The sequence below is a fragment of the Bacillus sp. RB3 genome (genome assembly GCF_030164735.1).
GTDB lineage: Bacteria > Bacillota > Bacilli > Bacillales > Bacillaceae_G > Bacillus_A > Bacillus_A cereus.
Genome location: NZ_JASNGE010000046.1, coordinates 13945 through 30009, shown reverse-complemented (window position 1 = coordinate 30009; position 16065 = coordinate 13945). Strand labels below are relative to the sequence as shown.

Here is a 16065-nt window from a genome sequence, read left to right as displayed (position 1 = left end):
CTGTGCAATACAGAGTTCAATCCTTAGTAGCTGCTTAATATATTTGTCTAATTTTTTGGGTTCAGTTCATATTCATAGGAGTCTTTTTATACTTCTACGTTGCTTTTTAAATTGAAGCATTCTTCCCTGCTTCAATTTCTAATGACTCTTCATGCCACCAAAGTGTTTCTTCAGGATCTTCTTTAGCGATTTGGTGTGCTTCTTTTTTCGTTTCTACTGTAGGATATGAACCTTTTAGCGCACGCCCTGAAGTCGTAACGAATAGTACACTAAATACAACTAATCCAATAATACTTACACCTGCTAAATAAAATGCCGGTGCGAGCGGGTTACCAGTTGCATGAACTAAGTATGAACATACGAGCGGTGTTGTTCCACCGAATATCGATACAGAAATATTAAATGAGATCGAAAGTGCTCGATAACGTACATCAGTGAAAAAGAGTGATGGTAATAATGAAGGTAATGTTCCTTCATATACACTTAAGAAGAAACCTAGTACGAAAATACCTGCAAATATAGCTGCAATATGTCCGTTACCTATTAGTAAAAATGCTGGAATTGCAAATACAGTTAAACCAAGTAAACCAATTTGCACAACGCGTTTATTACCAATTTTATCACTTAATTTACCGAAATATAGTGCTAGTGGAATCATAAGTGCCATCGTAATAGAAATAATTAATAAGCCTGTTGTTTCTTCGACTTTAAGTACTTGAGTTAGATAAGAAGGAATATACGAAAGAATCATATAATTTGTAATATTAAAGAAGGCGACAATTACTGTGCTTAATAAGAAGTCTTTTTTGTGATATTTAATAATATCCATGAATGAAAATTGTTCATTGTCTTCAGATTCCTCTTGTGCTTTTTCCATCTCTTCAAAGATTGGAGATTCATCTAGATGACGGCGTAAGTATAAACCGACCAAACCAATTGGTGCAGCTATTAAGAATGGAATACGCCATCCCCAGCTGAGCATTTGCTCATCTGTTAACAATAACGTCAAAATGGTAACAATTACCGATGCAGCAATGTAACCTGAGAGTGTTCCAATTTCAAGACCACTACCGAGTATACCACGCTTTTTATCTGGAGAAGATTCTGCGATATAAACCATTGCTCCTGAATATTCGCCGCCTGTAGAGAAGCCTTGAATCATTCGGGCAACTAAAAGTAGTATTGGTGCCCATACACCAATTTGTTCATAGGTTGGTAGTAATGCGATGAATAATGTAGAAAGTGCCATTAAAATAATAGTAGTACTTAACACGATTTTTCGGCCGTACTTATCTCCTATTCTACCAAAGAATACACCTCCGATTGGTCGAACGAGAAAGGCTGCTGCAAATGTACCGAATGTAAGTACAAGTTGCAATCCACTATTATCAACACCTGAGAAGAATAATTGACTTAAAATTACCGCTAAATACGCGTATAATCCGAAGTCAAACCACTCCATTGCGTTCCCTATACCAGTAGCAATTACTGCTTTCCTGGCTTGTTTAGGATTGACAATATTAACGTCTTGAGGTTCAAAATTTAAATCATTATTTTGTTGCATATAATAAAACAGCTCCTTATTTAATTTAACTTCTTTAAGCACACCTTCTCTTATTGAATAAAATTAATTCGAAGCACTTAAGGAAAAACAACGTCTCCTTATCTGTTATTATTATTTCACATAATTAATTATTTGTCCAATTAAATGCTCTTTTTATATAAAATTAAACCCTGTTTAACTTGTTATAAAATGACGTTTAGCTTATATAATATATACCTTTACACTACAAATGAAACTTTCATTTATTTATATTTATAACGTTTCTATAATTGCTTCCTCTAACTTAGAAATCAGTAACTTTTACTTAAGATTTGCATATATTTAAAAAGTGAACTCATTAACTCGAATTCTGTTTTATTACATTTAACTATAATATTATTATAGTTTTAAAGGAGGCTCTTTTATGTTGGAAATAATACTTTTACTTACTACTGTTTCTTTTCTCTTCATTATTTCTGGATTTTTCATTACCTTAAAACAATATAAAGAAATAAAAAATATAAAGACTATATTAACTACAAAAAAAGAAAATGAGAAAACTACATCCGAAAACTCAATCCCTATGCAACTAGACCTTAGCGTTCTCAATAATTTACTCGCGTCTGGAATAAATAAAGGTTCCAATTCAAGTAATGAAAATTCTAAGTCTGATAAAACTAAATAGTCGTTACGTATATAATAAAATATATATCTCCTATTTTATCTAACCTTATTAATAACTACCTCTGATTAAAAAGGAGACTACTTATGTGTAAAAATCCGATTTCTATTATTATTCGTATACAGCATAACATAAAAGTTTTACCTGAAATTTTGAAAGCCTGTGAACAACTACAGCCTTTAGAAATTATCCTTACTATTAACGGATGTATCGATGATTCCATTGATATTGCACAATCTTACAATTGTAAAATTATCACATTAGAAGAACCGACAGAATCAAATAATTGTTATGTAATTGGTGCCAAAAAAGCAAAAGGTAAGTACCTCTTATTTTTAGATGCAAATTACAATATCCCCCCTTCCTTACTTAAACAATTTCTTCAACCATTACTAGATAAATCAGCTGACTTAGTATTAAACAATTTAGATGATTTTTTTTATCAAAAGCAAAAGCCAACTATAGAAATGATTTGGCAGCAAGTTACGAATCATTTCTTTCATCGTCCAGATTTACATGTTAACTCACTATTATTTCCTCCCTACGCGGTAACAAAGGAAATTCTTGAAGCAATTACTCCAGAAAGTTTATTAAATCCGATATTAGCACAAATGAAAATTATTAAAAATAATTTTCGCATTAGCAATCATTTTAAAATTTCTATACCGCAAATTCCCTCCTTCCCCTCAAAACAACTCATTCGTTATCACCTAGAAGCAATTGAAAATTGGGTAAATATATTACAAGATTCAAGAGGAAACTATACTGATAATAATCGAAGGCGGGATATTATTTTAGAACTTCAAAACGGCGAACAAAGAGCTATATCCAAAATAATTACAGGTAAAGAGTTTTATTCAAATACTTATGGAGATAAACAATTATCCATCATTATCCCTGTTCAAAATGAAGAAAAAACGATAGAATCTATCATTTTTGAGGTGCAGAAATTAAAACCTTTAGAAATCATCATTATTGTTAATGGATCAACAGATAAAACAGAGGAATTGGCGAAGAATTGCGGTGCAACAGTTATTACTTACAAAGAAGCACTCGGCATTGATACCGGACGTGCCGTTGGTGCATATTTTGCAAAAGGTGATATATTATTATTTATTGATGGTGATTTCTTAATTCCTAGTTCTGATTTATTACCATTTGTACAATCTGTTCAAAATGGAACCGATTTAGCTTTAAATAAATTAGAGCACTACTACATGTATCGTGTTCCTTATACTATCGTAACTGCATGTAAGCATGTTGTTAATTTAGCATGTAATCGAAAAGATTTAGGTATGGGCTCCACAACTGCTGTCCCTCATGCTTTTAGTCGAAAATGCATTGATACAATTGGGTTTGATTCTCTTCTTTCACCAACCTTAAGTCAAGTTAAAACAATTTTAGCAGGATTGCATGTACAAAATGTTCATTCTATCGACGTTGACAAGATAAATCGAGTTCGACCAGAAAAACACTTCTCGCAGGAAGGCTACCTTTCATTAGCAACGCAACAAATCATTGGTGATCATATAGAAGCAATTTCTTACCTCATCGAACAAAAAAGAAACACTGAATGCTTTTAATTGTATATTCTTACCACCAAATAATATATGAATTTATTTTAAATATATAGCAAAATAAAAAAGATGGTTGTAACCATCTTTTTTATTTTCACATTAGATCAAAAGAAAAGTAGCAGGCAGGCTTTTCATTTCTGTATCTTTCTTAAGAAGTTTGAAAATAGAGGCTTGTTAATGAAGAGTCAACACTTAAATCATCTTTTAGTGCAATTGAGAAACATGCAACTAATGGTAAAGTAATAACAATTGATCCACTAGGACTAATTACAATAGTAGGACTTGTCCCACATGTGCCTCCACAATCGACTACTGCATCAATTCCACTACCAGGGGTAATTGTAATTTTAAGACACACATCTAAACAAACATTATTCGTAGTACATGCCATAACTCTCCCTCCTTTCTTTTAACAATATATGCAGTAAATTAAATTCGGACACGACTCTCTTACTAAGTCTTATAAATTAGATGTTATTTTATTATTAACTGCATAGAAAATTAACGTTTTATTAAACTATCTAAATCAACTAAAAAACTCAAATCATCCTTTACTGAAATAGAAACACATATAATAAACGGTATTACATTAAAATTAGATAAACATTCATCATTGCACCTTACGAATATTTCTGCCCCACCATTTGGATTGACTTTAGTTTCTAAAGAAATATTAAAACAACTTTTATTGATGCAAGACAAAATATTCCCTTCTTTCTTATATCTAATATCTATTTATCCACAAATAAAAATACAACTTTATTTACCCTTTACCTTCCATACTTAAAATAAAAAAGATAAAAGCTTCTTCATATATAAAGAAGCCTTTACCTTTTAGTTACTTGTTCATTTACTATCAGTCAGTGAAACATGCTCTTCACTTGTACCTGAGCTAAAAATAATAAAAATTTTTGATTTTAGTTTCATTGCAATACTAAATATCGTCAAGTTGCATAAATGAAATGTTTAAGTTACTCATTCAATAGACAAATTTACCTTTTAAAATAAATCTTTAAAATCCTTATTCTTCAATAAATATGAAAGTCCTTCTAAATGATCCCCAGTAATTCTCAATACAGCTGGTGGATGTCCTATCGTCGCAAAATGCTCTTGTGGCCGAATACGATTTGGTTTCATTACATCTACAAAATGGACACATCCGACTTTATACCCTTCTAATATTGCCTTTACTTGTGCAATACACGCTGTGTGAAGAGTGTCCCAGCCAATTCCCTCTAAACATTTTCTACTAATAGCATGGGGAACAGCAATTGTAGATCCTACCCCTAAATCTTTACGGTTACAAGCAATATTCAACATATATTTATATAAACTTACAATATATAGAGGAAATCTAAGATTTAAATTTAAATCATTTAAAACCATATCAACACCATCCGCAACAGCTTGCGTTAACGGATGAAGATCTTTTGCTGGAATAGCAAAATCAGCATCAATAAAGAGAAGTATATCCCCTGTGGCTTCTTGTGCACCAATTGCCCGTCCTACATCATGCCCTAATCTTTCTTCATAAACAATTACTGTTGCCCCTGATTGCTTAGCGATTACTTCTGTCTGATCTGTTGACCCATTAATGACAACAATTATTTCTTTCGGTTCAATTTTTCTTGCCTCAAGAATAACTTCTTTAATCGTTGATTCTTCATTTTGTGCTGGTATAATAATTGATAACTGTTTTCCATTATAAATTGATGAATTCATTCCCCATCCTTTATGGAAACGTGAATAATTCTTTTGTTTTTTTAACTGCTCTATAATTTCTCTTTTTCTTCCTCCATCTGTATAGTTACCTCTATCATCTTTTCGTTGTAACCAACTCTCCAAAGCTTTTATATTTTCTTTAATCTCATATACTTCTAATTTAGTTAATTCATTTTTATAGAAAGAGGTTTCGTTTGCGGGCATATTATTCAAGGAGGTGTTAGTGATGGCTGACGAGGATTGTAGTCGCCACCCTTTCTCAATAAGAGTGACTTGGGACAGAATAGGGTTCTGCAAGATATCATATCCAATGTCTTCAATTGCTTTTTTAGTAATAGCATATGGCATAGATAACATCGAATCATATTTTAAATCCATACGCCCCAATACATCGTTTACTATTTTTCTATACACCATAGCAATACTTGGCCATTCTACTCTCATCTTTTCAAAACATACGGAGTCTATGTTATTTAAGATTACATCCTGTTCCTTTTTCAGTATCGGTTCTATAAATCGCTCTAATTCTACCGAAAAAATAACATCTTCCCCATCTAAAAATAAGACTACATCACCATTGGCGATTTTTGCCCCATGAACTGGTGCTTTCCGTTTACTTTTCTCCTCAATCACAACAACGTTACTTTCAACAAATGTTGGTATAGATTGTATCGCACTCATTCTATCATCAGCTACAATAATAATTTCTATTGGTTTTATATGCTGCACTTTATTTAAAATTTGATTCAATTTTGATTTTTCTTCTCCTAAAACTATAACGACTGATAGGTCCACTTCTTTTTGTTCTTCTTTTACAGTCTGATTAGGTTTTACTTTTTTTATATATTCAATTGTTTCACTCTTCCCTACAGCTGCATGCCCTGCTTTTTTATCAAAATATAAGTCAATTATAATTTGATTTACTTCCGTGTCTTTATCAAGTTGCTCTAATTCAGAAATAAATGGTAGTAAATGATTTTGCACATCAAATTCACACGCGAAATTTTGTAAAAAATAAATATTCGGTACATATTTAATGTGATTAAAAAATTTCACAACATTAATTCTTTCGCCAAATTTCTCCTCAATTTCTTCTCTTGATAAATTTGGATAAGACAAATCGAAAACTAGATTTATTGGTACAGGTATCCATTTTAATAAATTTGTTTGAGGATTATTAATTAAAGCTGTGGAGCCCTTAACGAATCCAGCTAAAATTAAAGACATAAATCCTCCCCCGGAACTGCCATAAAACAACACATTTTTCGAATCAACTTTTAACTTTACAAATACTATTTCTAAAATATTTGCTATATCTTGTAAATAAAATCTATTTAACTCTCCCTGTCCCCAGCCTAAAGATAATTTTCCAAGATATAACGTAGGGTCATTATAATATATAACAGTATCTTCAAATTCATCCATCCAAGAATGTCGATGAAAAATAGGTGGACCAATTGGCTGTTCTTGAAACCCACCTGCTCCGGATCCAAAAACAATAGTGTTAGAAGCATCGGGCTTAATACGAATTAAAAATTCATACGTTACTTTATCCCAATCAACCTTGAGTATAAATGGTTCTGTAATTTGAAAATCCATTTGCCATAATTGTTCATATGAAATGTTAATTTTTTTGTACTGGTCTAACAGTTTAATCACCCTTTCCATCTATTTCAAGATGTTCTATTAAGTAAGAGAGAGCTTCAACGTGATCACCAATTATTCTTAATACTGCCGGAGGATGTCCATTGTGACTTACATTCTCCATTAAACGAATTCTATTCGGTTTTACAACATCAACGTAATGTACACATTCTACTCTATACCCTTGTAATATAGCTTTTACTTGTGCAAGACTAGGGCATAGTAAGCTTTCCCAGCCTATTGCATCTAAACATGATCTACTCATAGCATGTGGAATTGCTACTAATGAGCCATTGCTTAATTCTGGACGATTATATGCTAAATTAAGCATATATTTTACGACGTCTACAACATAAAACGGAGGATGTAACATCGGATTCAAATCATTTAATGCTATGTCTACACCAGCTGAAACTGCTTTTGTAAAATGATGCAAATTACTTCCTGAAACACTAAAATCACCATCAATAAATAAAAGAATATCTCCTGTAGCTTCAAGCGCTCCAATAGCACGTCCAACATTATGACCAAGTCGTTCGTTATATTCAATAATAGTAACACCAAGTCTTTTAGCAATATTAGCCGTTTGATCTGTCGAACCATTTACAACGACAATTATTTCTAGTGGTTCTATTTTTCTCGCCTCAAGTATTACTTGTTCTATAGTCTCTTCTTCATTTTGTACTGGTATAATGACAGAAAGTTGTTTCCCGTTATAAATTGAAGAATGCATTCCCCAGCCTCGATGATACGAAGGATACTGCTTGCTTTCACCTAATCTTTGAATAATATCTCTTCTTTTTCCTGCATCAGTAAAACCTACTCTTCTTCCCTTTTTCTCTATCCATTTGGATATACCAATTAAATATTTTTCCACTTTCTCTTTTTCATTTTCTAATAATTCTTTTTTAAATAAATACCCTTCTTCTTCTTCTAACATTTCATCTTTAGATAACGTTCTTATTGCATATTGATTGTTAATCCGCCAGCCTTGATTCACTATGTTCATATGAGCTAGAACGATATCTTCCATATAATTAAAGCCGATGTTTCCCACTACTTCCTTCGTAAGCGCATATGGTAACGAAAGTATTGAATTGCTTTTTAAATCTGGTCGACTTAAAATTTCATTTAACATTTTTCTCCATACAATATCCATATTTGGACATTTATCAACTTCTATAAATTTATCTATTTTGTTTAATACTACATCAGCCTGATTTGTAACGACTGGCTCAATAAAATTCTTCATTTCATTTGAAGATAATAAAAAATTACTATCTACAAATAACAATACATCTCCTTTTGCTGCCTTTACAGAAGCTTCATACCCATCATAATACGTACTATATTTATCCATCAAAACAATATGGCATTTATGTTTCTTTGCTATTTCATACAAATTACTTCTATCGTTAGGAACGAAAATTATAATTTCAAGAGGATTTAGCTTCCATATAGATTGAATTGACTCTTCTAATATTTGCTCTCTTTCACTATACAAAATAATAACCGTTAACGATTTCATTACACGCCCCCTTTACACATCATGTGACATAAAATATTAAGTATTACCATTTCCTGTGAATTCGCTACTTTATTAACATATTCAAAAGTGAATTATACTGTGTAAAAACAACCGTCTATTTTTGAAAATATAAGTTCTGCACTTACCTCTTTTCTCTTATCATTGTTTGTTACAACTCTCACCATTTAAAAATAAAAAAGTCCTAATTTCTTTAGGACTCTTTTAAATAAACTTATCAATATTATTAATTTTATATACTACCTTTTTCCATGTTATACCGCGATCTTTTGTAGTAAATATTTCTTTTTTATTACACGCCCAACCTTTACGCCGATTAAAAAAATGCAAACAAAATACATTTTTTAATAATGGATTGCTTGATACTTTAATCCATTTTGCTCCTTTTTTTATTATTTGATACACACTCCCATTTTCACTATTTATAACCCAGCCATAATAGGAACTAAAAAACGAAACAGCCACTTTACTAGTATTTATTGTTTTATTTGAAATATGCCACGAATTCCCCTTATCAAATGAGTAATTCATTAAAAATACATCATCATTCATTTTAGTTGGTATTACTAATAAGTTATTTTTATAGATTGCTTTATAAGCCATAGCAGTCCCATTATTAATTCCTTCAAGACTTGGAATATCTTTTATAGGATGCCAACTTTCCCCACCATTTATTGTTTTAAATACCGTTGATGTTTCATAATGTTTTTGTAGTGAAATAAACCCAATTAGATCGTTTATAAATGTTATCCCTGAAATACTATCACTAATACTTATATTTTTTATTATTTTCCATAATTTCCTTTTCGTTTTCAAATAGTATAAATTATGTTCAAATTTATTTGATGCAAGCTTTCTAGATAATACAATCCATATTCGTAGCATGCAATTGAACTTGAACATCAGTCGATTTCTCCCAATCTTCTTCAACCGGTAAAATAAACTCACTCCATCTTTCTCCTCTATTAACTGTATAAAATATAGCTGGCAATAAATCGTCATTCTTTTTTGTTAAACCATATGCCCAAGAGCTTCGAGCGTTTATTGGATACCCAAATAATACAATTGAATTAAGAGGATTGACAATATCCCATTCTACTCCTCCGTTTCGAGTATATAAGATAGCCTGCTTTTTATTTGTATATTGAATACTAGCCCAACCATATTTATCCGTTCTCATTTGTAAAGAAGTAAATTGAATATCATTATTTTCCAATATATCACCTCATTCTTATTATTTATATATTCGTATGCTATTATTTTCAAAACGTTCTATCATTAGTTATTTAAACCACCCGCTTTATCTACTATCTTTATACTTACTTTCCCTTTTCTTCACCACTCAAATATAACGAAATTCCTTCTATTTTTCCGTTATCATATACAAACGACTATATTTTACAAAATTCAACTATAAAAAATGCACCCCAATTGTAAACTATCCCCAACAATTAGAGTGCACTTTATATAAAATATAGCTTTTAATTTTTAAGCACTTACTACAGTAGCAACCTTATCCATACAAGTAATAAATTGAGTAATAAATGTATCAATTTCTTCTTTTGTAATTATATATGGAGGAAGTAAACGGATGATATTCCCTTGTGTTACGTCAACTAATATCCCTTTCTCCATTAGCTCTACCTGTAATTTTTTCACATTTTCATTTGTATCATTTAAACTAATTCCAAACATCATACCAGCATGACGTACTTCCTGAATATAATAAGAGTTTTCTTTCTGAATTTCTTGTAATTTATCATTTAAATATAGTGACGTTTCATACGCTTCGTGCATTAAACCATCTTCAATCAATGTGTTTAATACCGTTAACCCTAAAGCCGTTCCCATTGATGAATGAGCAAACGTTGTCCCGTGATCTCCTGGTGAAAATACATCACATAACTTTTTGCCTACAATAATTCCTCCTAGCGGTATCCCGCCTCCTGCTCCTTTACCAATTTGAATAATATCTGGTGTAATATTAAAATTTTGATAAGCAAATAGTTTTCCCGTTCTACCCATACCACTTTGAACTTCATCAACGACAAGAAGTACATTATATTTTTCACATAAATATTGAACACCATGTAAATATTCACTTGATAAAGGATAAATCCCCCCGCTTCCTAAAACAGGCTCTAGCATAATCGCGATTGGTTTTTCTTTAATAATAGTCTCCTCTAATTGGTCTATATTTTCGCGCTCTACTTCATATACAGGAATCGATGTTTTAGGGAAATTTTGATATACACTTTCTTGTCTCGTAAAATGAAGTGCCCCTAACGTACGCCCATGGAAACTATTCTTCAGCACTACAATTCCTTCACGTTCTTCATTCGTATTAGCTCTATATTTATCAATTAATTTCAAAGTTGTTTCTGTCGCTTCCGTACCAGAGTTTGTAAAAAAGACCTTTCCGTTTTTTAATGAGCAATCCACTAATTTCTTTGCATATTCAATCGCAACTGGATTTAAAAAATGAAACGGCAGATGCAACGATTTTGTAACTTGTTCCATTGTCGTTTGTACAATTTTCGGATGATTATACCCTAATACGTTCACTCCCACTCCAGAAAATAAGTCTACATACTCTTTACCATCTACATCATAAAGCTTGCACCCTTCTCCTCTTTCTATCGCAACCTTCGTACGACAATACGTAGACATCATATATTCTTTATCTAATTGAAACCAATCCGACATGTTAAATTCCTCCTATTTATTTTCCCTGTTTATTTCTGTTCATTCTCTATAAACTCATGTATAAATTCATTTTTCAGATTAAAATTTTAATAGTAATTTTCTTCACGATATTCATTTTTCCATAATTTCTTCTATTTCAACAGGTCCACTACATACACGTTTTTTTCATCTAGCGGTCTGTTACTACTTGGCATATCATACATAATCAAGATTATAAAATCATATTTAGTAACAATAGACGAAATAAATTTGGAGGCTATATCGATGAATGAAAACTATGATAAACAGGGGCAATCTTTACTAGGGAATCACTTTAATGAAAAAGGTGAACGTAATGAACAAGCTACCCTTCACTCTCAAACAGTTGGTTCACGTGGACCCGTTCTAGAGCAAGATAGTGTACTTCACGAGACGTTACAAGAATTTATTCATGAAAAAATTTTAGAAAGACCTGTTCATGTAAAAGGATTTGGTGCGTTCGGTTATTTTCAAACGATATATTCGATGTCTGAACATACTAAATTAAGTTTTTTACAAAATTCTAATGAGAAAGTTCCTGTTATGGTGCGATTTTCGTTAGCTGTTAGTACGAAAGGAACACCGGATACTGCTAGAAATGTACGCGGTTTTTCTACAAAATTTTATACAAAAGAAGGCATTTTTGACCTTTTATGTAATCACATTCCTGTTTTTTCTGTCCGTGATCCGATGCGTTTCCCTGAAACGATTCAAGCATTATTGCCTTCACCTAAAAATAACTTAATAGACCCTAATAGATTTTGGAGTTTTGTCGCTAAAGCACCTGAATCTATTCATTTTGTTGTCCGTTTATACTCTAATAATGGTACGGCCAAAAGTCTTCGCCACATTCCAGGACATAGTGTTAATACATATGTATGGAGAAATGCGGAAGGTAATCGAAAGTATGTAAAGTATCATTGGTACCCGTTTGAAGGTGTACAGTACATTACTAGTAAAGAAGCAATTAAACTAGCTGCCGAAAATCCTGATTATAGCGGGAAAGATTTATATGATGCTATTGAAAATGGTAAACCAGTGGAGTATGGTTTATACGTCCAGCTCATGGATCCGAAAGATGAAGCGCACCTTTCTTATGATCCTTTAGATGACACAAAAGTATGGGATGAACAAACGTATCCTCTCATACCAGTCGGGAAAATGGTATTAAATAAAAATCCTGAAAATTTTATGGAACAAGTAGAAAAAGTCGCATTCTCCCCTTCTAATTTACTGGATGGTGCAGAACTATCAGATGATAAAATGCTGCAAGGGCGCGCTAACATTTACAGTGATTCACAAAGAAGAAGAATTGGTCCCGAATTTCGTAAATTAACGATTAACCAGCAGCAAGATTGGACACCTGCTAATCAAATTACAACCGGTGAAGGAAGGTACGTTGAAGGTAAACTTGAAAGAGCTTCTATAACGAAACAGGATGACTTTACGCAGGCTGGTGAATTTTATACGAAGTTACAGCCAATAGAAAAAGAACATCTCGCTGAAAACTTAGCTAGTGATTTGAAAGTTATATCCGATGATATTAGGGAGATCGTTTTGGGGTATTTCAATCAAGTATCAACTGATTTGAAAACAAAAATCGAGACAAAAATGAAAGAGCATTAAGAAGATTAAAACATGCTTTACGAATGAGAATTCAGATCTATATTAATTATTTTCTTATCAAAATCCAATGAGGTTATTTAATTTAAAAATATAAAGCCAACATATCCCTGTTCTATAATTAGAACAGGGATATGTTGAATTAGTTTAATGTTTAACATTACATACTTTATTTCGCTAAAAAATGTAATAAGTAGCCTTTCAAAACAAACTATAGTAAACTATTTTACTTGTACCGTATAATTCCCTGTTCCACCACCATACTTATATACACTTAAGTAATATTTCCCTGGCTTTGCATTATAATTTCCAAGCAATTTGTTCCCATCACGTTTTGTTGCATAAGCTACATAATTATTTAAATCTGATTCAGAATATAATACCCAGTTCAATCCAAGATTTTGTTCGTTCGTAACAGAAATTTGTAAATCTTTTTGATCCTTTACATCAATAACAAATTTATCCCCCTGATCTTGATCGCTCAAGGTTCCTCTTAACAAAATATTCAAAGATAGTGGGTTTGCTGTTTCAAATGAATTATTCGGTTCTTTTTCTACAGCCGTACCTTCTTCCGTATTCACTCCGCTAAACACAACATCATATTCAAATTGCCCAGCATTATTTACACGGTAATTTACAAAATAAGCAGTCAATGTTTTATATCCAGTCCACTCTTTTCCTGAAAGACGTTTCAACATATCATTCGTTGCTTCATTCATCACTTTCCAGTCCTCAACTTCTCCTTTAGCCGCACTTCCTGTATATGTCCCCTGTAGTGTAAATGTATTAAAGAATTGTGATTTATTCTTTGTTACTTTCACATCTTTTAATTTCGCTTCATTCGTAATATCTGACGTAACGTCCGAAAGCGATTTTGGATCATGCTGAGTTAAATACTCATCTGATACTTGTGGAATTGTATACTTATCACGATTATCAATAAGCATTTGCATATAAGATTGATATTCTTCATTTAACTTATTATCTTTGCTTAATGTAGCACGGTATTCATCGTAACTTGAAACATTATTTGCGCGAATTAAATCATGTACTTTATCGAACATTTCTGGGCGCTTATTATACATATATGATTGCAGTGCAAACGAATAATTATAAAAATCCCACGTTCCATATTTCGCATTTAATGTTTGTGATGCTGTATAACGTTTTGCAGGATCATTAGATAACCCACCAATTATACTTTTTCGTGGTACTACACTATCTAATCGCGTTGCACCTGCAAAGAACTCTGCATTCCCTTCTTCAAACCATGTTAAACGTTCATTTTGATACATTTCCCCTTGGCCCCATAATCCCTGAACTTCGTACCTTCCCTGTAAGTAGTGCGTAAATTCATGGCGGAACAATTCTTCCAGACTATAAATACTTTGCTCTGGTGTACGTTCATATGTAAAGAAAGTCCCTGTCCCTTCAATATAAATCCCACCATTATTCGTTTCATATCCGTACAGTTGACGATTAAATTGATACTCATCTGGGCTATTATAAATAACCATCGTTAACACATCATCAGCATGTCCACTTTCAAGTGGTTTATCGCTACCAACTGTACGATAAAATTGAGAACGCACCTCTTTTGCCGCCCAGTATAGACGTTTAATTTTCTCTTCGCTAACTTTATCCCCAGCTTTAAAGACAATTGCACCATCATCAAACGTATACGTTTTCGGTAAATATTTCTTTTTACCCTCTTCTCGAATTTGATCTAAATTTACAGTTTTTCCATTCGCATCTATTCCTCCATAATTTGTAGTAATTTGTTCTGCCGCAACAAAGTATTGCTCTCCTAAATATGGATAAATTCGCATTGCATCTGTAACAACTTGTTGTCCTTTTGTGGGCGTGCTATGAAGCTTGCCCAATCGGCCAGCATAGTAAATTCCATTATTAATTAACCATCCGTTTTTATTTGTTACTGTACCAAGTAGTGCAAAACGATTTATTTCATTAATAAAGTTATCAATATTTCGAAACCACATCGTATCTTTTGGCTCTTTTCCAGTCGTGTACATATCCGTCTGAATATCAAAGTCAATTCCCTTCATCAACTCATATATAGCGTCTCCTTTTGTTCGGTCTTCAATGAAAGTTGCAAGATTATCGTTATATTGTTTAAAAATTTCACCTGCATATAAAACCGTTTCAACATCTGCTGATGCATTTCCAATTAATTTTCCATATGATGCAATTACTTTATTTTGTTCTGATGTACCAAGTTTGAAATTTGGATTTTTTGCAATTGTTTTTAAAGCTGGTAAACATTTATCATGGTAGCTACGCTCATTTAGTTTGCTTAATTCATCATGATAAAAACCTAAATAAAATGCTGCACGTAGAGCTTCTACTAATGTTTCAATTCCTTTTGAATCATCTTTCGTATAAGTTTGTCCTTGTTCTTCTAGTTTATTAATAATTGCTTGCATTCGACTATCATCTTGATAGAATTTAAGACTATCACTATTAAACTGAAATAATTCCGGAATTTGATACCATTTAATTGTCACAAGAAGATCAGTTAATTGTTTGTTATTTAATTGATTTAACTCAGCCATTGAATACTTTTTTTCTTCAGCTAACGGTTTAATATTATCGGTTGGTGCTAGTGGACGCTGCGATAAATCCGCTAATTTTAACCGTTTTGTAAAAGATGCATTTTCTTGTACTTTTGAAGAGTGCGCCAATTCATTAACAGATTTCTGTATTCCTACCGGCTCCATTTGTAATACGTTCTTCACGTTTTTCTCTTTTGTCTCTGCTTGAATTTGCAAACCATTACATGTTATTGTCACTAATCCAACACCAAGAATCCACTTAGAAATTTTCGAATATTTAACCATACCATTGCCCCCTAATGATTTAAATGAAAATTCAGAATTTTAAAATCGAAAAAACCACTTATTTGTATGTATTTACAGTTCCCCTATAAATACAACTATGATTAATAATGCAATAGTAGCTTGTTTTATACTATTACGAGTACAGA

General features: G+C 32.2%; 10 protein-coding genes and 1 pseudogene. 3 read left to right on the top strand and 8 right to left on the bottom strand.

Annotated features, from left to right (window positions below; all coding sequences use genetic code 11):
• Window positions 1-106: 106 nt before the first annotated feature.
• Window positions 107-1564, bottom strand: a complete 1458-nt coding sequence (locus tag QO049_RS28335; protein ID WP_001186926.1) for an MFS transporter — start codon at window positions 1562-1564, stop codon at window positions 107-109.
• A gap of 403 nt (window positions 1565-1967) precedes the next feature.
• Here QO049_RS28335 and QO049_RS28330 point away from each other — a divergent pair, with 403 nt between their 5' ends.
• Window positions 1968-2228 (top strand): hypothetical protein, encoded by a 261-nt coding sequence (locus QO049_RS28330; protein ID WP_000889747.1) that lies wholly within the window; start codon window positions 1968-1970, stop codon window positions 2226-2228.
• 83 nt (window positions 2229-2311) lie between these two features.
• Window positions 2312-3808, top strand: a complete 1497-nt coding sequence (locus QO049_RS28325; protein WP_246960341.1) for a glycosyltransferase family 2 protein — start codon at window positions 2312-2314, stop codon at window positions 3806-3808.
• Window positions 3809-3950: 142 nt separating this feature from the next.
• Here QO049_RS28325 and QO049_RS28320 read toward each other — a convergent pair whose 3' ends face one another.
• The 6 genes and pseudogenes from QO049_RS28320 to QO049_RS28295 form a co-directional block, all read right to left on the bottom strand.
• On the bottom strand, window positions 3951-4193 hold the full coding sequence (locus QO049_RS28320; RefSeq protein WP_000752474.1) for a hypothetical protein: 243 nt from the start codon (window positions 4191-4193) through the stop codon (window positions 3951-3953).
• Window positions 4194-4303: 110 nt separating this feature from the next.
• Window positions 4304-4504 carry a hypothetical protein gene (locus tag QO049_RS28315; protein WP_002103272.1) on the bottom strand — a complete coding sequence of 67 codons (201 nt, stop codon included), beginning with the start codon at window positions 4502-4504 and terminating at the stop codon, window positions 4304-4306.
• Window positions 4505-4801: 297 nt separating this feature from the next.
• The gene (locus QO049_RS28310; RefSeq protein ID WP_246963076.1) at window positions 4802-7123 is read right to left on the bottom strand and encodes a glycosyltransferase family 2 protein; all 2322 of its coding nucleotides are present in this window, start codon (window positions 7121-7123) and stop codon (window positions 4802-4804) included.
• 52 nt (window positions 7124-7175) lie between these two features.
• On the bottom strand, window positions 7176-8696 hold the full coding sequence (locus tag QO049_RS28305) for a glycosyltransferase family 2 protein (RefSeq protein WP_097855450.1): 1521 nt from the start codon (window positions 8694-8696) through the stop codon (window positions 7176-7178).
• 222 nt (window positions 8697-8918) lie between these two features.
• Window positions 8919-9930 (bottom strand): annotated as a pseudogene (locus QO049_RS28300) (WD40/YVTN/BNR-like repeat-containing protein).
• Between the two features lie 272 nt (window positions 9931-10202).
• On the bottom strand, window positions 10203-11420 hold the full coding sequence (locus QO049_RS28295) for an aspartate aminotransferase family protein (RefSeq protein WP_097796588.1): 1218 nt from the start codon (window positions 11418-11420) through the stop codon (window positions 10203-10205).
• A gap of 264 nt (window positions 11421-11684) precedes the next feature.
• Here QO049_RS28295 and QO049_RS28290 point away from each other — a divergent pair, with 264 nt between their 5' ends.
• Window positions 11685-13064, top strand: coding sequence for a catalase (locus QO049_RS28290; protein WP_001005111.1), 1380 nt, complete (start codon window positions 11685-11687; stop codon window positions 13062-13064).
• 218 nt (window positions 13065-13282) lie between these two features.
• Here QO049_RS28290 and colA read toward each other — a convergent pair whose 3' ends face one another.
• Window positions 13283-15919, bottom strand: a complete 2637-nt coding sequence (gene colA / locus QO049_RS28285; protein WP_284489705.1) for a collagenase ColA — start codon at window positions 15917-15919, stop codon at window positions 13283-13285.
• Between the last annotated feature and the right edge of the window lie 146 nt (window positions 15920-16065).